27 protein-coding genes are annotated in these 17,610 nt (G+C 53.7%); 15 read left to right on the top strand and 12 right to left on the bottom strand.

Annotation, left to right across the window (positions count from 1 at the left end):
* Positions 1 to 41 precede the first annotated feature (41 nt).
* The gene (locus EU556_RS21565; RefSeq protein ID WP_167855656.1) at positions 42 to 383 is read left to right on the top strand and encodes a hypothetical protein; all 342 of its coding nucleotides are present in this window, start codon (positions 42 to 44) and stop codon (positions 381 to 383) included.
* A 164-nt stretch (positions 384 to 547) separates the two neighbouring features.
* A complete protein-coding gene (locus tag EU556_RS21560) occupies positions 548 to 889 on the top strand; it encodes a hypothetical protein (RefSeq protein WP_135436242.1) in 342 nt (113 codons plus the stop codon).
* A 45-nt stretch (positions 890 to 934) separates the two neighbouring features.
* On the opposite strand, the gene EU556_RS21555 is transcribed toward EU556_RS21560, so the two are convergent.
* Positions 935 to 1,201 (bottom strand): hypothetical protein, encoded by a 267-nt coding sequence (locus tag EU556_RS21555; RefSeq protein WP_135436241.1) that lies wholly within the window; start codon positions 1,199 to 1,201, stop codon positions 935 to 937.
* Between the two features lie 74 nt (positions 1,202 to 1,275).
* Here EU556_RS21555 and EU556_RS21550 point away from each other — a divergent pair, with 74 nt between their 5' ends.
* On the top strand, positions 1,276 to 1,503 hold the full coding sequence (locus EU556_RS21550; protein ID WP_135436240.1) for a hypothetical protein: 228 nt from the start codon (positions 1,276 to 1,278) through the stop codon (positions 1,501 to 1,503).
* A gap of 206 nt (positions 1,504 to 1,709) precedes the next feature.
* Here the strand turns inward: EU556_RS21550 and EU556_RS21545 are convergent, their stop codons facing one another.
* From EU556_RS21545 to EU556_RS21530, 4 genes are all read right to left on the bottom strand, one after another.
* Positions 1,710 to 2,204 (bottom strand): hypothetical protein, encoded by a 495-nt coding sequence (locus EU556_RS21545; protein WP_135436239.1) that lies wholly within the window; start codon positions 2,202 to 2,204, stop codon positions 1,710 to 1,712.
* A 113-nt stretch (positions 2,205 to 2,317) separates the two neighbouring features.
* Positions 2,318 to 2,638: a hypothetical protein gene (locus EU556_RS21540; RefSeq protein WP_135436238.1), complete on the bottom strand. Its 321-nt coding sequence runs from the start codon at positions 2,636 to 2,638 to the stop codon at positions 2,318 to 2,320.
* Positions 2,639 to 2,643: 5 nt separating this feature from the next.
* Positions 2,644 to 2,982 carry a hypothetical protein gene (locus tag EU556_RS21535; RefSeq protein ID WP_135436237.1) on the bottom strand — a complete coding sequence of 113 codons (339 nt, stop codon included), beginning with the start codon at positions 2,980 to 2,982 and terminating at the stop codon, positions 2,644 to 2,646.
* Between the two features lie 100 nt (positions 2,983 to 3,082).
* Entirely contained in the window at positions 3,083 to 3,478 is a 396-nt protein-coding gene (locus tag EU556_RS21530; RefSeq protein ID WP_135436236.1) for a hypothetical protein, read from the bottom strand.
* A 137-nt stretch (positions 3,479 to 3,615) separates the two neighbouring features.
* Between EU556_RS21530 and EU556_RS21525 the strand changes: the two genes are divergently transcribed.
* From EU556_RS21525 to EU556_RS21490, 8 genes are all read left to right on the top strand, one after another.
* Entirely contained in the window at positions 3,616 to 3,945 is a 330-nt protein-coding gene (locus EU556_RS21525) for a hypothetical protein (protein ID WP_135436235.1), read from the top strand.
* 83 nt (positions 3,946 to 4,028) lie between these two features.
* Positions 4,029 to 4,451 carry a hypothetical protein gene (locus tag EU556_RS21520; RefSeq protein WP_135436234.1) on the top strand — a complete coding sequence of 141 codons (423 nt, stop codon included), beginning with the start codon at positions 4,029 to 4,031 and terminating at the stop codon, positions 4,449 to 4,451.
* Entirely contained in the window at positions 4,451 to 6,178 is a 1,728-nt protein-coding gene (locus EU556_RS21515) for a hypothetical protein (RefSeq protein WP_135436232.1), read from the top strand. The genes EU556_RS21520 and EU556_RS21515 overlap by 1 nt, the downstream gene beginning before the upstream one ends.
* A complete protein-coding gene (locus EU556_RS21510) occupies positions 6,148 to 6,474 on the top strand; it encodes a hypothetical protein (protein WP_135436230.1) in 327 nt (108 codons plus the stop codon). Before EU556_RS21515 ends, EU556_RS21510 begins: the two co-directional genes overlap by 31 nt.
* Before the next feature lie 100 nt (positions 6,475 to 6,574).
* The gene (locus EU556_RS21505; protein ID WP_135436229.1) at positions 6,575 to 7,144 is read left to right on the top strand and encodes a hypothetical protein; all 570 of its coding nucleotides are present in this window, start codon (positions 6,575 to 6,577) and stop codon (positions 7,142 to 7,144) included.
* Positions 7,145 to 7,784: 640 nt separating this feature from the next.
* On the top strand, positions 7,785 to 8,612 hold the full coding sequence (locus tag EU556_RS21500) for a coiled-coil domain-containing protein (protein ID WP_135436227.1): 828 nt from the start codon (positions 7,785 to 7,787) through the stop codon (positions 8,610 to 8,612).
* A gap of 2 nt (positions 8,613 to 8,614) precedes the next feature.
* Positions 8,615 to 9,208 (top strand): T9SS type A sorting domain-containing protein, encoded by a 594-nt coding sequence (locus tag EU556_RS21495; RefSeq protein WP_135436225.1) that lies wholly within the window; start codon positions 8,615 to 8,617, stop codon positions 9,206 to 9,208.
* A gap of 152 nt (positions 9,209 to 9,360) precedes the next feature.
* Positions 9,361 to 9,834 (top strand): hypothetical protein, encoded by a 474-nt coding sequence (locus tag EU556_RS21490; RefSeq protein ID WP_135436222.1) that lies wholly within the window; start codon positions 9,361 to 9,363, stop codon positions 9,832 to 9,834.
* 148 nt (positions 9,835 to 9,982) lie between these two features.
* Here the strand turns inward: EU556_RS21490 and EU556_RS21485 are convergent, their stop codons facing one another.
* The 7 genes from EU556_RS21485 to EU556_RS26170 form a co-directional block, all read right to left on the bottom strand.
* Positions 9,983 to 10,474, bottom strand: coding sequence for a hypothetical protein (locus EU556_RS21485; RefSeq protein ID WP_135436220.1), 492 nt, complete (start codon positions 10,472 to 10,474; stop codon positions 9,983 to 9,985).
* 82 nt (positions 10,475 to 10,556) lie between these two features.
* Positions 10,557 to 11,129, bottom strand: coding sequence for a hypothetical protein (locus EU556_RS21480; RefSeq protein ID WP_135436218.1), 573 nt, complete (start codon positions 11,127 to 11,129; stop codon positions 10,557 to 10,559).
* Between the two features lie 31 nt (positions 11,130 to 11,160).
* Entirely contained in the window at positions 11,161 to 11,415 is a 255-nt protein-coding gene (locus EU556_RS21475) for an SHOCT domain-containing protein (protein WP_210116345.1), read from the bottom strand.
* 19 nt (positions 11,416 to 11,434) lie between these two features.
* Positions 11,435 to 11,848, bottom strand: a complete 414-nt coding sequence (locus EU556_RS21470) for an SH3 domain-containing protein (RefSeq protein WP_135436215.1) — start codon at positions 11,846 to 11,848, stop codon at positions 11,435 to 11,437.
* A 306-nt stretch (positions 11,849 to 12,154) separates the two neighbouring features.
* Positions 12,155 to 12,673 (bottom strand): hypothetical protein, encoded by a 519-nt coding sequence (locus EU556_RS21465; RefSeq protein ID WP_135436213.1) that lies wholly within the window; start codon positions 12,671 to 12,673, stop codon positions 12,155 to 12,157.
* Between the two features lie 89 nt (positions 12,674 to 12,762).
* A complete protein-coding gene (locus EU556_RS21460) occupies positions 12,763 to 13,269 on the bottom strand; it encodes a hypothetical protein (RefSeq protein WP_135436212.1) in 507 nt (168 codons plus the stop codon).
* Between the two features lie 443 nt (positions 13,270 to 13,712).
* Complete coding sequence (locus EU556_RS26170; RefSeq protein WP_167855673.1) at positions 13,713 to 13,871, bottom strand: hypothetical protein; 159 nt, start codon at positions 13,869 to 13,871, stop codon at positions 13,713 to 13,715.
* 117 nt (positions 13,872 to 13,988) lie between these two features.
* Here EU556_RS26170 and EU556_RS21455 point away from each other — a divergent pair, with 117 nt between their 5' ends.
* The 4 genes from EU556_RS21455 to EU556_RS21440 all read left to right on the top strand — a co-directional run bounded on the left by EU556_RS21455 (position 13,989) and on the right by EU556_RS21440 (position 17,604).
* Positions 13,989 to 15,281: a Clp protease ClpP gene (locus EU556_RS21455; RefSeq protein ID WP_167855672.1), complete on the top strand. Its 1,293-nt coding sequence runs from the start codon at positions 13,989 to 13,991 to the stop codon at positions 15,279 to 15,281.
* A gap of 74 nt (positions 15,282 to 15,355) precedes the next feature.
* Complete coding sequence (locus EU556_RS21450) at positions 15,356 to 16,378, top strand: hypothetical protein (RefSeq protein WP_135436209.1); 1,023 nt, start codon at positions 15,356 to 15,358, stop codon at positions 16,376 to 16,378.
* Positions 16,379 to 16,458: 80 nt separating this feature from the next.
* Positions 16,459 to 17,046, top strand: coding sequence for a hypothetical protein (locus EU556_RS21445; RefSeq protein WP_135436207.1), 588 nt, complete (start codon positions 16,459 to 16,461; stop codon positions 17,044 to 17,046).
* A 3-nt stretch (positions 17,047 to 17,049) separates the two neighbouring features.
* Complete coding sequence (locus tag EU556_RS21440) at positions 17,050 to 17,604, top strand: hypothetical protein (protein ID WP_135436206.1); 555 nt, start codon at positions 17,050 to 17,052, stop codon at positions 17,602 to 17,604.
* Positions 17,605 to 17,610 lie beyond the last annotated feature (6 nt).

Here is a 17,610-nt window from a genome sequence, read left to right as displayed (position 1 = left end):
ATCGCACCGTCTACCAGTGCGAGCATTGTACGGCCAAGCGCTTGACCAAGCAGTCCATGGTGCGCCACGAGCAGTTCTGCAAGCGCAACCCCAAGAACCGCCACGCCTGCTTCGACTGCCAGCACCTCGTGCGCGCCACCGAGGAAGCGGCCGTGGACGAGCACGGAAACCTCGTCACGGCCAAACGCACGGTCTTCACCTGCGCCGCCCTCGGCAAAGACCTCTACAGCTACGTGGCCGAGCGCAAGAATATGCTCGCCTACGTCGGCGACGCCGAGCGCGTGCCCTTACAGTGTCCCAGCTACGAACTGGAAAATCTTTTCCCTGACGCGCCCTTCGGCACGCCCAGCCTTCCCGATTCCTTCGACTCTTCTCCCTTTTAAGCCATGCGTTTCATTACGGGCTTACGGGCCATCACGCCTCATCTAAAGTTCGTCAGCCACACCATCGTGCTGCGCGGCTGGCCCCCCAGGGCATTGGTATGGACACGGTCACCTACGAGCAGAACCTGCTGCAAGCCGGGCAGGTAGCCGTCTGAATTGCCGAGTTGGAAGACCACTTGTTCTACCTGAGCCAGCTGCTGCGGGCGGACGACCACGGCCAGCAGGGTACCGTGCCCACCTACGAGGACATGCGGTTGCTGCTAAGTACTACCGGTTCATTCGGCACGCTCTCGCTCAGCGCTGGCCTGCTGCACTACATCGAGCGCATGCCCGAGCAGCATCGGCGCACGACCGTGCAAGCCCAGGACGGAGAAATCCTGATGACCACAACCGAGAGCGGAGAGATTCGCCCCATGACGCCGGATGAAATCGGCGCCTCGGCGATACGGTATTCGTCGGGGCCGTGGAGGAGCTGCTGTTCGTGGAAAGCTACGCCCCGGACTTAGCCCGCCTGAAAGCTCTGGTAGAGCAGCGTGCCGACTGGCATCAGATCAACGCTTTAGAGTAGTCATGCCATCCAGTAGGCGAACGGCCGCTGACTGGAAATCCTCAGGCGTCATGTGGAGCCCGTAGTCAATTAGCTCCCTGGACGGGTCCAAGCCCAGCCGAACGAGTAGCCGCAGCTCCCGGTGGCGCCTGAGCCAGGCCTGACGGCCCTCGACCGGCAACCCGCGCCACCAGTTATCCCACTCCGCCAACTCTTCTACCGTGAAGTAGCAGGCATTTGCGTCCTGATCATCTCTAGGGTCCGCTTCCATAGCTCAACCGTACTGCGTCCTCCCATGTACGGTAAGCTCCACCATTCGGCTACAACAGTCCCATAACAGGCAACATGGCCACACTCCGCACGGCTTCCCGAGTCGATGCCAATCAGCCCGCAGTCGTGAAAGCGCTGCGTGCCATTGGTGCTTCTATCCTGCATGTACACCAGCTCAAGAATTGCTTTAATCTGCTCGTCGGCTACCGCGGCCGCACCTTCCTGATCGAGGTGAAGGACCCGAGCCAGCCCCCGAGCAAACGCCAGCTCACGGCAGGGAAGGAGCGCTTCCGGGCCCAGTAGCTGGGCTCCCCCTACCACTTGGTCGAAACGCCGGCCGAGGCAATCTGCATCGTCACCACACCCCCGCATTCCCTCTGCTGATGCTCACTGCCAGCCCACCATTTACCCCCATAGTGCCGGCCCACCACCGGGGAGCATAAAAGAAAACCCCTGGTCTTGCAAAAGACCAGGGGTTCCTCGACAACCATCCTTTGGAAAGCCAGCGCTTACAGGTCGCTTACTTTCAGCTCTTCCATAACGCTCACCTTGTTGCTGGACACAGTTGAAAACTTATCCAAACGTATCGTTCGGGCCACGTTGTTGTTGAGCAGGATCTCCACCGTTACCTGCGTATTGTCAGGCAATTGTTTGGCTTCCACCTGGGAGCTCACATTGGTAAAGCTCAAGTCCACCTTGATATTATCGGTGGGGACCAGCTCCGTAGCGCTATTTATGCCCGAATCAGTCTCCCGGCCTGTTAGCGTGGCCTCCAAACGACTCTTCACGGCTTCCTTCTTCGCATCGGTAATGAGTACGTTGATGGTGGCGCCTACGTCCTGCTTGTTGGGCATCAGGTTCGTCGCTGTGTACCGCACTTGCACTTCGTAATGCTTTGGAGTGGGGTCCGTGTGCTTTTCGTCATCCTCGCCGCACGCCGTTAGCAGACTGATGAAAAATAGAGAGCTAAGTAGTAAACGAATTACTCGTAAGGTGTTGAACATGTATGGTTTAATAAAAAGATTAAGTGGCAAATATACAGCACAACAGCACTCTTCTCTACATAGTTGCTTAGTCCTCAGCGCAACCTTCGAACCTGCGCCACCCCTATGCTTGGTTACGGCTTCGGGGCCTTGACGAAGACGAACGTACTGTTGGCGTATGCTTGGCTCGTCATACTCTGCAGCACAAAGCCTTGCTGCAGATAGGAGTCAATGAGCTGTTGGTATTTGGCCGTCACCTGCTCGGAGTAATTCTTGCCAGCAAATTTGAGCTCTTCCCTCGCGTGTGTTGCCCCACCCCGAGCGGTAATGATAATGAGATTCAGATTCGACTCTATTGCGCGCACTACTACCACATTCGGTTGATCACCCTGCGCCATCATGGGTGAGCTGCTTAATATCAGTAAGCAACCCATTAAATAGAATAGTCTTTTCATAAGGGTTATGGCTTTGGGGCCTTAATGAAGATAAGTGTGCTGTAGCTCTTGATCGACGGATCCTGATAGCCCTGCACCGTGCTTTGTAAGACATAGCCTTGGGCATAGAGGTTTGCAATCACCTTCTGGTACCCATCTGCAGCGCGGGTCAGATACTTATCATTGTCACCATTGTCAAATCGGGCCATTTCGGCTGGACCTGCACCCTTTGAAATGGCGATGGATATTCCGCCTGCGTGTTCGGATACGCGCACCACGACCACCGCCGGATCACCTACCACCGCCATCACCGGAGAACTGCTCAGCACCAGCAGGCAGCCCACCATATAGAATAGTTTTTTCATAGGCCCCCAAGATACGGGCCAACTTGACTTCCTATCTATGGCTCTCTCGTTACCTAGAAACAACAAGGCCCGCCACGGGGGCAGGCCTTGTACCGGTCAATTAGTTAGGATTGTAGGGCTCGGGCTCAAACGGCCCCGTGCCACCCCCGCCACCCCCACAGAGCGCAGGCAGATTGTAGCCTTCTTGCAGCCCATCATAGTAGCCACTCCAATACTCATAGGCCGCCGCATCACCCGTTCGGCTTGCCTCATCACGGTAATAGGCGGCGTACGAGCGCCAGCTGTAATACCAATCATTATAGCCGGCTTCGCTTCCTCTAAAGCTGCACTTGGCATCCCGTGCGTCATCCGACCCATCGGTATAGCCCGAGATATAATCGGGCGTCGACTGAGTTCGCGTTGCCTGCGCAGCCTGTGCACGCTGCGTGGCAGGCATTGCCGCCATCGAACCCAGGCTCAGTAGGCCCAGGCTTAGGTGTAAGAGTTTCTTCTTCATGTAGATGGAAAGGTGAAGTGGATATCCAAACAACGCCAATTCCTTTAAGCACGACCAGGAAACAACCACTGGTTTTGTGACCAGAATATAATCCTATCAGAATAGTCTAACATCCCCAAGCGACCTGCTTCCCCGCTATGTGTACGACTCCTGTCTTCTATCCCATTACCGCCCAGGCTCCCGCTAGCCCCGCCTGGCAATCCCATGCCGAAACCCTCCGGCAAGTGCTGGCCCAGCTCGACCCCAAGGAGCGCCGCAAGATTCTCGACTACATCAGCCTGCCACCCGAGCCGCAGAAGCCCAAGCCCTACCCGATTGGTGAGTGCATGCAAGCGGCCCGCCTCGTCGCCGAACTACTCCACAGCCACCCCAGTTGGCCCCAGGCCAGAGCCCGGGCAACCGTGGCCCGGCAGCTTGGGGTGAGCACGGTACAACTGCGGCGCATGCTACGCCACGTCAACCAGTAAACTGCGCGACGCTTTTTGCAGCTGCGCGACGTTTCCGCGCCTAGGCGGTTGCGGGCCTCTTCGCTGTGGGGCAACTTGCCTGCATGGACGTATTTACCCAGCCCTTTGTCTTGCAACTACAACCCGCTTGCCCAGGCCAGGGCGTGTACCTGCGCTGGCTGTCACCCCTAGGCAACTGGGAAGGCTGGTTGTTCGAAGGTGACACCGACCACACCACGACGCCCGAGGCGGGCAGCGTGTTCCGCCCCGCAGGCAGTGCGGCCCAGGTGCTGCAGCGGCCCGGCATACAGAAGCATCTGCTCCGGGCGGGCAACCTGCTGCCTGGTCAGTGGGATGGACTGAGTACGCTGCTCACCAGCCCGCAGGTGTACGTGCAAGATGAAGCCGGCACGCTGACACCCGTAACCGTCCTAGCGGGCCCTGCTACGCGCAGCTCAGCGGAGACGCGCACCGAGTTCGATGTAGAGCTTGACCTAGGAGCACTCAACCCGCTAACGCGCATCTGATGGCGGCTTCTTTGAAATTAGCCGATGGCCAGCGCTTGCCAGTTGCCGCGGATAGCCGGGTAGGCTTGACGGTGCAGGCCAATGATATTCTGAAAACTAGCTCGGTACAGTCGGACTACAGCAACACGCTCACCCTGGCTGACACGCCTGAAGTGCGCGCGGCAATGGAGCAAGCCCAGCACGGCATGAGCCTATCGGAGGTGCCCTATGCTCAACTGCCTTGTACCTTGGAAACCAGCGCCACCGAGGTGCTGCCCAACGCGGTGGCCATCGTGGAGCAGCATGAAACCGGCAAGGGCTTCGAAGCGCAGGTACTAGGGGGCAATAAGAATTTCTACGCGGCCATCGAGGGCAAGAAGCTGCGGGAGCTGGCTTTCAACTACAACACCGAGCATGACTGGGTGCTGAAAGTCGCGGTAGCCGGCGCTGGCCATAATGATTACAGCCAGGCCTACGTGTACGACCTCTACGACCGGGGCAAGGGTGGCACTGCCGACAGCGATACCGTGCGCCTGTGGGAGGATGAGTTGCTGCCCAGCGTGTACGTGCGGGCCGTGTGGCAGCAGATATTTGATGAAGCCCGCTTCAAATGGACTGGCCCGATGCCCAGCCTGTTTGATCGGCTGCTGCTGCCTACCAGCTCCGCACTAGGCTACAGTGAAGACTTCCGAAAGTCGCGTAGGCTGCTGGCGGGCATCGATCACGCCGGCGGCAAGAATACGGACAGCGGCCGGCCCTACGAAGGCCGGCCCGAGGTGCAACGGGTGGTGCCGTTTGATTACACGGCCGCCCGCTACGGCTACGTGGCGCCCACGGCTGCCTTAGTGTGGAATCCGGAAGCCCATAGTTGGAAGGCCTTGGAGCCCTGCTACGTGAACATGTCGGGCTCCGTGACGGTGAACCTGCAAAACCCCTATGGCAGCTCCCAGGCCCAGCTCTTTACCTACGTCAATGGCCAGGAGATTGGCGGCGTACCCATCGTGGAGAGCAAGAAGGGCGCGGACAGCACCTACGTCACGGCGACCACCAACGCCAGCAAGCTGCTACTCAAGGCGGGCGACACGATTACGCTCAAGATCAAGCTCAACAAAGCCAAAGCGGGCATCTACGGTACCCATAAGTGGGGCTACGAGATGTTTACGGGAGCCATTTACACGATTGAGGGCAATACGTTGCCACTTGATTCTTTCAGCGTAGAGGTGCTGGCTGACTTTCCACCTGGGGGCCGGGTGCGGGTGCAGAATTTGCTGCCCGATATGACCCAAAAGGACTTCGTGAAAGGCCTCATTGGCCTGTTTGGCCTGACCCAGCAGACCGACCCGTACACGCGCCTCATCACATTCACGCCTATGGGCCCCGCGTTGCAGCAGAATGCCGCTAATGCGCCCGACTGGAGCCATAAAGTAGACAGCAGTCAGCCCGCGCCGCGGCTGTTCCACCTTTCCGGACAGGCCCAGCAGAACTGGTTCCGCTGGAAAGAGGATGATACCAACCCCGAATCGGCCAAAGAGCTAGGTGATGGCATGCTGCCGTGTGCAGATAGTACTCTGGAAGCCAAGCGGGATGCGCTGGCACTGCCGTGGGCAGCTACCATCGTCGGCACCAATGGGCTGCTCTTGTTGCCCGTGTACAAAGCTCGGGCGGGCACTGTGTCGGTGGAGCAGCAATTCGATAAGCAGAGCCCGCGCCTCGGCTCGTGGTGCAGACTGGCCAAACCCGGCTGGTGAAGCTCACCGACGGGAAGACTACCGAAACCATCCGGCCGCTCATTACCACGTTCGGCGGGCTGGATTTTGCCACCTCACTGCTGCCCGCCTACTACACGCACTTGGCTGCGGCCTACCGTCGGCCCCTGGTGCTCAAGCCTTCCGTGCACCTACTGCCCACTGAGGTAACGGACTTCAACCAACTGCAGCCCGTGTGGCTGGAAGCCGAGGGTGCCATTTTTTACGCCAACAAACTCGATAACTGGGAGGAGGATCAACCCTCTACGGTGGTCGAACTCATTCGCCTTATTTTTTGAATGAAATATGCTTGTTTTAATAAATAATATGAATATATTGGTGTAAGCAATTCGCTTTATCTTGTAATACTCTATAGACTGTGGATAAACAACCTACTGTATGGCTAAAGCTGAAGACCTTAACAGTAATGATGGACAGCATCCTCAAACAGGTGCCGAGCCAAGGGTCGCATCTCTATATGACTATTTTGAAATTACACTAAAAACTATCTCAGCGGTAGTTCCAGCTCTTGTATTTCTATTTGGTATTATCCAATATAGAGCACAAAAAGAGGTGGAAGCGCGCCAAGCGGAAAAGGATTTTAGAAGAACAATATATGAAAAACAATTTGACTATTATACAGCGTTGTCTGATACAATATCTAGACTTATGGTAATTATCATGCGGCCACAGCGCGCCGTGGAATTATTTAATTCCAGAGATTATATACGCACAAAGGAAAATTTTTTCCATATGTATTATGGTAAAATAAATTTAATAGAGTCTCCTGAGGTAGAAAGAGCAATAATAAGATTTAGATATAACCTAGAAAAATATCAACAAGGTGATGACATACCCGAATCAAAGTTAAGGCAGATGGGGTTAGCGGTTTCAGCAGAATGCTCCAAATCTCTTCAAAAAACCTGGGGCCTTGATTCAACTCAATTTAAAGCAAAGATTATAAAGTAGGAGCAAATGGCACATCTACTGCTTTCACTTCTTTTACTGGCAAATAGGGCAATAATGCCAATTCAAGATGACAAATCAGTCAAGCTTGAAGTCTTCGTAGGAAATACCGCCTATACAAATAGAGTGTCGGTATCAGAAAAGGATACGCTGTTCTTTTTATTGCAAAAAGTAGATTGTGTTGATTGTACGTTTTATGTTATAAACAATGATAAGGCAAAGTTTAATTCATGGAATAGTGACCATGAGATTTCCAATAACGACACGAAGGCTACAACTAGGGGGTTATATCAAGTAAGAACTCACGAGAATGAGTTCGCGTTGCCAGTAGGCTCAAAAAAATATAATAAAAGAGACAAATACACTATTTTCTATATTCCGGTTAGATCAGTATTAGCATCTGTTAAGCCCGCTGATAATTGCTTTGCGTTAACGCTGCCTACTATATACAATTCCAAGTCGGATATTCCCTTAAGCATTCATCCGCGCGATAAGCATTTTGAGTTCGTTTTAAGACGAAATATGTAGCCCTGTCGTCGTAGCTGTTTGCTCGGTTCATTACTCCGCGACGCTTTTTACAGGTTCTCGACGTTTTCAAGTCTTGGCGTTTGCCAAGGCTTTTTTTGTAGGTCAACTTGCCTATATGGCACAAGACCAAACCGAAAAGCTACTGTTTCAGATAACTCTCAATGCTGAGCAGCTCAAAGCCGAGAGTGATGCCGTCCGGAAGAAACAAGCAGAGCTGGCTACGGCTATTGCCGCTACCCGTGCTGAGCAGAAGCAGCTGGTGCAAGACTTTAAGACGGGCACCAAGAGCGAACAGGAGTACGGCGTAGCTGCCCAGGCGCTGAGTGAGAAGCTACACGCCCAGACCAAAGAGCAGGCCGCCGCTACCAAGCAGCTCGAAAGCCTAACCAAGGTGGGTAGCGAAGCCGAGGGCTCAATCAACCAGCTTCGCGCCGAGTTGGCCCTTACGACGGCTGCCTATAATGCGCTGAGCAAAGAGGAACGCGAAAACTCCGAAGCCGGCAAAGCCCTGCAACTGCGCACCCGTGCCATCAGTGATGAGTTAAAAGCACTTGAGGGGCGCGTTTGCGACAATCGACGTTCAGTAGGCTCCTACAAAGAATCGTTTAGCGAACTGGTGAAGGAGATGGTCAAGCTCCAGGCTCAGGAAAAGAACCTAGCTGGTAGCACCGAGGCACTCGCTCAGAATCAACAGCGGCAAATCGGCTTCCAGATTGCCGCCCAGAAGGCAGCGGCTCAGGCGGGCCTGACCTATGAAGAGGCCACCGAAACTATTGAGAACTACGCCAAGAGCATTCAGCCCGTCGTAGAAAACCTAGTGGCCTTAGAGGCTGAGCAGGCGCGCATTGTCGAATCCGGAGAGGAAGCTACGGAGGCCTACCGCAAGATCGGCTTCCAGATTGCCGCTACATCGAAGGCCTTGAATGGTACGATCCGTCTCTGAGGATGACCACCCCATACAGTCAAGACATGAATTATGCAGTGGATGACATTCGGCTGGTGCCAGCAGCCCAGGAGCCTCTCGCCTGCGCGGAGCCTCAAGCAGAAGGGCCTTACTTTCTGTGCACGAATTCGGCAGAAACGAAGTATTTCAACGTTCTAAATCCGCAGAACAACGTTACTTACAACTGGAAAGTGTACAATCTCAATGGAACGTTACGTATGTCAGGCACTGGCGCTAGCTGGGGCGTGCGTGGTAGCCAATTCGTAGCAGGAACTTATTTGTTCAGGGTCACAGCCACCTATCCTTGGGGATGTACAAGTGGGTATCTCGAAATTGAGTATGATATAATTTATTGCGACGAAGGAGCTCGTACAGCCTCTACATTGAGCGCCTATCCGAACCCAGCTACGGACGAATTAATCCTACCCCAGGATGCTACTGACGCTACGCTGGTCAATAGCAAAGGAAAGAGCCTGCTGCAGCAAAGTTCGGGGCAGAGTCGCCTGGACGTGCGCAACTTGCCGGATGGGCTCTATGAGCTTCGGTGGAAGCAAAAAGACGCTGCCAAATCGCAACGTATCCAGATCAAGCACTAGGGTAGACGCCCTCCGTTCGTAAAACAAACCGCCCCAGCCTGCAGTAGGCCGGGGCGGTTTTCTATTCTAGGGCAGCGCTAGGTCTACTGTAGCTAGCACCCGCCGCATCTATATAACCTTGTTGAATTGCACTCGCTGTCGTATCATTCAGCATGAAACAATTAACTATCCCTCGTTATCAAGTATGCATGCTACTCCTTGTCACCGCTACGGCCTGTGGGAAGGAGGAAAAGCAAGATGATCCACAGCCTGCTCCGACCATGCATCAGGTCGAAGTACGCTACTCAGGGGCCGGCCTGACCGATTTAGGGGCCTTTATCAATGTATTTACGAACACGCCAGCGGGCAGCGACTCCAGCAAAGTATTCAGTCATGCCATTACGAACCCCACGATTCAAGCGCGGGCAGTGCCACGAGACATGTTTTCTTCTGCGCGCGATTTTACCGTGATCGTGGCCTTCAAAAAAGTGCAAGGTGCGACCCAGGCTCCTGCAGGCAGCTACTTAATGGCAGAAATTCTTGTGGATAGCCAGGTCAAGAAGACGGTGCGAATTGACAACACGACGACTCCGAAAGGAAGCTACGTTACAGCTAAAGCAACCGTCCAAGGCACAGAATGGCATTAAGGCCTCTATTTTAGGTTGGATTCAAACTTGACTATTCGTAACCGCCCTGGCCTGCTTAGGGCGGGGCGGTTCTGTTAACGAGAACACTGTTCTAGCGCAGCACCCGCCGCTTCTGCTGCTCGAACTCCTGGGTCGAGAGCACGCCTAATTACGGGGCAGTCACACGCTCCGTTCGGGCTATGTAAGTTTCGGGCTTGTGCGTATCCACGGCAAACAGGCCGGGGCCAGCCAGGGCCGTGTAAGAGACATAGAGGAAGCCGGGGTACGCGAGCAGGGTATAAAGCAGGAATGACGTGCGGCGGCGTTTATCCACTTGGTGCAGAATGAACAAAGCCACCAGTGGGATGAGCAGCAGGATTGCGTGGTAGTTTCCCTCGCCGACGAACTCGGGTTCAAACGTGTACTCGCCGGTGGGGTCCATGAACCCGATTTCTGTTTTGTTCCAGTAGTCGATAACGCGGTGCAGGTAGGTTTCCGAAAGCGAGTGATAGGCCCATAAAAACAGCAGGAAATAGCCGCCCAAGATCAGCGCCACGTGTTGGAGCTGGTAACCTTTGCGCCATACAAGCAGGAAGAGAGGAATAAAGAGCGCGATGTGGCCCCAGAAGGATTCCCAAGCGGTGATAGGATGGTTTGGCATAGCTTTTAAAGTTCTTTGAAATTCAAAGTAAATAGATCCATAGGAAATTCGCTACTAGTTGGTACCGAAATGTGGTAGTTGGCTACTTCTTGTCGGCCGGCTTTATCTCAATGGAGTCGAAGAAGCGGCGGCGCTGCGCATTCCCGCTGATGCCGGCCGTGTCGGCCAGGTCGCGGGGAATAAAGTTGAAGGCATACCCTACGCCATTGGCCAGTAGGCTCCGAGAATATTTCACTACAAGCTTTCCCGTGCCCTTGTGGCGGGCTCTGGTCTTTACTTCTATGCCAGTACCTGCGGACGTTGGGAACGTGGCGCGCTCTAACAGGACCCCATCGGTCTGGGCATCGAGTATGCCCTTGACTACTCCATCATAGTAGCTCTCCCGGCTTTCTGCTCGGGCCAAATTGGCCGCCTGCGCCGGGGGCATCTTTACCAGCATAATCTGGTACACACCCACTGAGTCGGAGGTCATCAGCAACCGGGTATTGGGGATGCTGCGCCCGGTCAACTTCTTCATGTCCACTTCCTCGGCCGGGTGCGGAAGCAGTACCTGCAGTTGCTCATCCACGGTAAAGGGTGCCCAATCGGGAGCGATAAACGAAGTAAGGGGCAGGCTCAGTAGCACCAGAGCCCGAAAGAGGTAGCCGTGTTTCATGCTGCAAGATAGAGGGTGGTGCCTGCGTAGCCTACCGCAGCACCCGCTTCTTCTGCTCCTCGAACTCCTGGGCCGTGAGTACGCCCTGCTCGTAGAGTTGCTGGAGCTTAAGCAGTTCGTCGGCCAAGGATACTGGCGCGCTAGGCTGCTGTACAATAACGGTATGCTTCGCTGGGCGGAGTAGGCGCCAGATGCCAGCTAGGATCAGGGCCAGCAACAGCACGGTAATAATGAGCAGCTCGGCGCCACCGATGTTGCCCATGAGAAGAAGTAGAGTTGAGAGCATAGAGAGGGGCATTAACTATTTATAGGAGAGCAGCCTTTGTAGAGTCAGCCATGGACAGATGGGGCTGCTGTATGTACCCAGGTACGCCAGGGTCACCATACATGCGCCGGTCTCGCAGCACGACTTTGCACCAGCCATCTGCCTGGATGGTCTGTACATCAAGTGTGTCACCAATCGTGACAGTTCCCACGATATGGGAAGCTGTATCCGTGGTGCTGGCCTTGGAGTAGAGGGGAACCGTAGGCGAACTCACGGCAGCGGCATGCCGAAGTTGGTTGCTGGGTACGGGCTGACCGAAGTAGTTCACTGCCACCAAGATGGCGAGGGAGAACAGTACAATTAGGCCAAGTATAATTCGCCAATTGACGTGCCGGCTCTCATCATCAAAGCCATAGATGTCGTTGCGAAGCGGGTCGTGATTGTAGAGGGACATAAAACGAAGGATACGCGTTAGAATTGCCGAAATATACCGCTGTAAGTACACAAATCCGTACTGGCACGGATAGTACAGGAGCGGGAAGAACAGCAGATTTGCTCTAGAAACGTAGCAATTATCCTAGCTACCTATCCTTATCCATGAAGTCTATCCTTTTCCTGGGCCTGATGACGGCCAGCCTCACCGCATTGGGAGGCCACGATGACCTTATTCTGCTTGACTTGCTAATTTTTAGATAATGAGTTGTGGATGGCCAGCCAGTTCCTATTAATACTATAACAGGTGTTAATTATATGGGGATGTTTAGTTCTGCTGCTGAACTTCTAAGCGCTTCATCTCGGCAATTAGCGGCTCAATGGCCCCGCCGTAGTTGCCCACATTTCGCACGAATAATCCCATGCCCGCATCGGTAGTCTTCAAGGTGCCGCGCAGCTCATCAATGACTTTGGCCAGCGCCTGGGTTTCCTCGGTGCTGTTGTTGGCTGAGCCCGCTAGCTGCTGGTACTGCCGCTGGGCCAAGCTGAGCTGCGCTTGCTGGGCCTGATAGGAATCGGCTACGCCCTGGCTGGCCGTACGATACAAGTCCAGATTCTTGACTAGCGCTCTTTGCTCAGTGCGCTGGGTTTTAAGCTGCTGTTGCAGCTTCACATTCTGGGCCGCGTACTGCTCATCGGTCAGCTCTCCAACCTTGCGCGCTTGGTTAAGCGTCTTCTGCGCTTCGCGCGATTTCTCAATTTCGAGCACCAGCTGCTTGAGCCGGTCGGTGGTTTTGCCCTCGTCAAGCTGAACTCTTAGAAGAATATAATTATTTAAGTCAGTCACGCTTAGTCAAAAACAGTTACAGTTCGGAGCAGTTCGAAATCAAGCCTTTCTAAGTTTAAAAAATATTGGCTCAATTAATTTACTATAAATCAATTGAGCCAATATTTTCGCATATTATATAATTTTGATATAGAATCCATCTTAATATTAAATTCTCGTATTTGATTATTATCGCAACTATCACAAACACCCACCAGGCGTATTGTTTCATTATCAGGACTTACTGAAAATAAGCCAATAACTTTATCATCTTCTGTGTAACCATAGCTTTTAGGTCTCTCAATACATAAATTTGACTCACCTTTCTTATATGCCCTGCATCCATGAAACAATAAGATATCATCCCAATTAGTGTTTTCCATTTTTTTGAAGTTGTTATGTATACCATACTTGTTAATTTCTCTAGATATTTCTAATTTATTATTCTGTATTGATTTTATACTTGCGGATGTAAATGCAATCCTGTTTTCCATCACCTTGATAGCAACCCTCGATTTAACGAGTACATATACTGATAATGCTGCTACAATGATAGTAGAAAGCATTAGTAGAGCTATTACTCTAGGTCGCGTTTCACTCGCGGGTTTAAAGTCCATATACAATTAATTTAATCAATCTTTTTTGTTCAAACTAGATATTTGACCTTTCATTTCCCCTGTTTGGACTTTAAGGCTTACTAGCTCGTTTGATATAGTCTCAAGCTTAGTGGTTACCTTTTCAAGATCATTTGTCACCTTCATATAACCTCCGATAGTAACACCAAGTGTTATTAGAAAAATACAAAGGGCTATAAACTCCTTCACGGTTAATGTGACCTTTGAATCTGGAGTTACACTGTATCCGCTGTTAACTGTGTCTACTGACATAACCTATGTGGCATGAATGAGCTAAAAGTCAAGCTCTGTGAGACATTATATGCGATTACATTAATATATAATAAATTTTTATATTAATAAAAATTATCAATATAATTAAATTACATAATGAATATTCAAGTGCCACCTCAGAAGTTCTACTTTGGACGCATCAGCCATTAGGGCTATGATTTAGCAGGAGCCGGGTAATGGGGTACGCGCACGAGGCGCCCCTGGGCAATGTCGTTGAGAAACGGCGTCAGGAAAGAGTTGAGCGGAATGCCTTCCGCAGCAGCTGGTTCCTTGAGGCGTTTGACCGTGTTTTTCGGCGGATTGACTTCCATAGAAAAATAATCCCGGCACCCTGCCGGTGGTATGCCGGTGAAGTTCCGGCCTTATTTGCACTGCCCCAAGAAGTGGAGATTCCTTTGTTGCAGCGTCCCCAATGGGTGCTAAGCAACATGCCCGAACTCGTCATTCCAGTAGGTGAAAACATCGGCCCCGGCTACATAGACTGGGATGAGTATGATTACATACCTGGCTTCACAGTCGATGACATTAAGATGCGGATTGAGTGGGAGGCCTACCAGGGTCGCACTATTGACAGCATCCTGCTAGAGTTCGGCATTTGCTATGGCGGTTCCGTGCGCCACGCTATGGATATCTACAATTACCTGCAAGGCCTGAAGCTCCCGATACGGGCGCACATCATGAGCCTGTGTGCCAGCTCGGGCACCATTGTAGCCTTATCCGCGGACGAAGTAGACATGGAGCATACGGCGCAGTGGATGACCCACCGGCCCCTGTATCCCGAGGGGACGTACTCTCAGCGTAGTGAAGGCCTGCGTGCTGATGCTGACCGGTTAGACCGCGAAGAGCAGGCGGTGCGTGATGTATACATGGCCCGCACTGGTAAACCTGAGGCGGATATCATCACGCTCATGAGCACTGACCGCTTCATGACGGCCCAAGAAGCGAAAGACTTTGGCTTCGCCACTAAGGTGATACCCCTCAATAGCAAGGCCCCTTCTACGGTAGAAGCGAAGGCCCGCCTCTCTCAGTTCAAACTTGCCGTGGCCCGCGTGAACCGCCGGGCTACTCAGGCCCGCCTTAAGCCGGCCCCCAAAGCGGCCCTTCACAAGCCTACTAATTCAACACGTCCTATGGCTACAAACGCCACCAAGACTGCCCCCAAAGCCGGGGCCAGAAAGCCTGCGCCCTCGGCTCAGGACAAAGCCAACGCGCAAGCCGTTGCCGCCTTCGCCAAGCAGTTGGGGGTAAAAGCCACTATCGAAGGAGTGGAGGAAGAGCCCGTGGCGGAAGTGCAGAGCACGGAAACCGACCAGGATGGGGCTCTGCTCTATCATGATGGCCCGCTGGCTCAGGGCGTAGCCGTATTCTATGACGAGGCCTTGACGGAAGCCGCCGAGGATGGTGACTATGGCTTAGCTGATGGCCGCACCATCACGGTGGCTGGCGGCGTGGTAGAGAACATTACCGATGCAGAAGCGGAGGATACCACCACTGAAAACAGTGCTGACCTGACAGAGGTGATGAACCGCTTGAAGCAATTGGAGGATGGTCGCCAAAAAGACCAGGAGACCATTGCGAGCCTCAACGACGAACTCAAGAAGTTCAAAGGCACGGTGCCGCCTACACCCTCGGCGACGACCAAGCGCCCCAGCCCCCAAACGGATGTGAAGAACGGTGCTGCAAAGAAGCCGCACCCGATGGATAAGGCCAAATCTGCCTAGGCCTACCACACTCCCTTATCCTGTTTTGTCTGCCGCCCGCCGGCATTTCTTCACCTGCCTAATTCATTTCTGAAATGGCCTATTTCGTTAACCCGATCACCTACGGCGGCAAACAACCCACTGTAGAAGACTTCAAAGCCAAGATGTTGCTGGAGCCCCCAGTGGAGCAGTTGGATTTGAAAACCCTGGGCTTCCAGATTCAAGAGGGCGTCAAGTCCTCGACCGTTGACTACTCCATGACTGCGGCCCGCAAGGTGACGCGCCGGGATACGGGCTGCGGTCCCTTCGTGCCCACGGGCGACCTGCTGACCATGGGCAGCAACACGATAACCGTTTTTCCGCTCATGATTCAGTTGCAGGAGTGCGCGGACCGCTATGATGGTACCATCCTGGAACTGGCCAAGAAAAAGGGTCACGCCACTGATAACGATCTGACCGGCACCGTGCTGGAAGAAATTGTTCGGGAAGCCCTTTCGCCAGTAGTGTACGAAGACATGCTGCGCATCCTGTTCCTCGGAGACCGCACCAGCGCCGATGTGAACTACAACCAGATCGATGGTTTGCGGAAGTTCCTACTGGCTAAGGCCACGGCAGGTAAGGTGAAGCGCGGTGCGGCTATTGATGCGGCGGCGCTGGAGGCTGACCCTAAAGCAGCCCTGGCTGTGCTGGAAGATCTCTATAAAGGCCAGTCGGCTCAACTGAAGAACGTGGCCAAAACTACGAAGGTGTTCTACGTCGATGAGGTGCTCTACGACGTGATTGAGGACGCCTACATCCAGTATGGTGCCGGCACTACGGTACTGGAGTCGGGTAAAACCAACCTCTTCGCCGGGGTCCAGGAGCTGCGCTACCGTGGCATCCTCATCAAGAAGCTACCTCAGTACCACCAGTACATGAGCGTGGACTTCGCAGGCCAGAGTGCCCACATTGCCATCCTGACCGTGCCCACCAACATCATCGTGGCCATGGACCAGGAAAGCGACCTGTCGGAAATCACCATGTGGTACGACATCAAGGACCGCTTCAACTATACCCGCGTGCTCTACCGCCTGGGTGTAGGCTTTGGCTTTGACTCGCTGGTCACCTTCGCGATCTAGTCTACTGCTACTGAATCATTCGTGAAACCCGCCCTAGGTGCTGCAGCACCTAGGGCCATTTCGAAAGGAGAACCGAACTCATGGCAGAAGATATCTGCAACCGCATTTCCAAGGCCGTGAAGTCCACGGCATGCCCCAAGTCTGGCGGTATCAATCGCAACTGCTGGGTGTTCCAGCGTGACCAGTTTAGTGGGGCTGAAACCAAGAGCGGCACCACGGGCGCGCTGTCGGGCTTCACGCTCAACGGCACCGAAAAAGGCATTAGGGCCGTAGGCCGGCCGAAGAAGGGCAACGGCTCGCACAAGTCCACTACCAACGAAAACGGTAGCATGGAGGTAGAGCAGACCTTGATTCAGCAGTATTCCTATAAAGACCAGAAGGGTCTGGAAGCCTTGGAGGAATTCCTGGCTGCTGGCAGCAAGGTCGTGTTTCAGGAGCTAGCCTCGGGTGATATCCGCGTGTACTTCAAGGAATTCGGCAACGAAACCAGCACCGGTGAAGACGGTACGGGTACGGCGCAGACCGATGACAACAACGTCATGAAGACCACGCTCACCGGCAAGGAGCCCAAGTTCCCCATGTTCTTCGAAGTCCCTGTCACCGGGGGTGAAACGCAGCTCGCTGCCAGCCGCGCCTACCTAGACGCACTGGTAGTACTGCCCGCCTAAGCCGTGGCTGTCGCTTACACTGAGGAAATAGCTAGCCGGGCCCAGGCCTGGCTAGACGCCTCCTACTCGAAGCGCCACACCAACGAGTACAAAGCCGAGTTGCATGCGCTTTACGCGCTGATCACCGGAAACCCGGCCGCCGGCTGCACCAACTGCAATTTTCAAGGCTACGTGGACATTCTTTCCGCCTACGTGCGCCACTACCAACGCCAGTCAACCCCTGAACTCATGGCAAACGCCACGTACAGCTTAGCTCCCGGCTTTGAAAACGAGCAATTCGTGCACGAGTCCTACTCGGAAGTAGTAACCGCTGACAACCTAACGGATAAGTCGGCTGAATTCTTCATCTCGAAAGGCTTCAAGCATGCCTTCCTGAAGAATGGCAAGGCCATCGAAGACGAGGCCGCTAAGGAAGATGCTCCCAAGCTGACTGAAAAGCAGAAAAAGCAGGCCGAGTACAAAGAAGTACTCGGCACTGATGCGGATGACAAGCTGACCATTGCGCAGCTTACCGAAGCCATCGACGCGAAACGCGCTGAGCACGATAAGCAGGACTAAGCTTGT

The organism is Hymenobacter fodinae, from assembly GCF_004745825.1.
GTDB classification, from domain to species: domain Bacteria; phylum Bacteroidota; class Bacteroidia; order Cytophagales; family Hymenobacteraceae; genus Hymenobacter; species Hymenobacter fodinae.
Note: the sequence above shows the minus strand (reverse complement) of the source record. Positions and strands in the feature narration are given on the sequence as shown.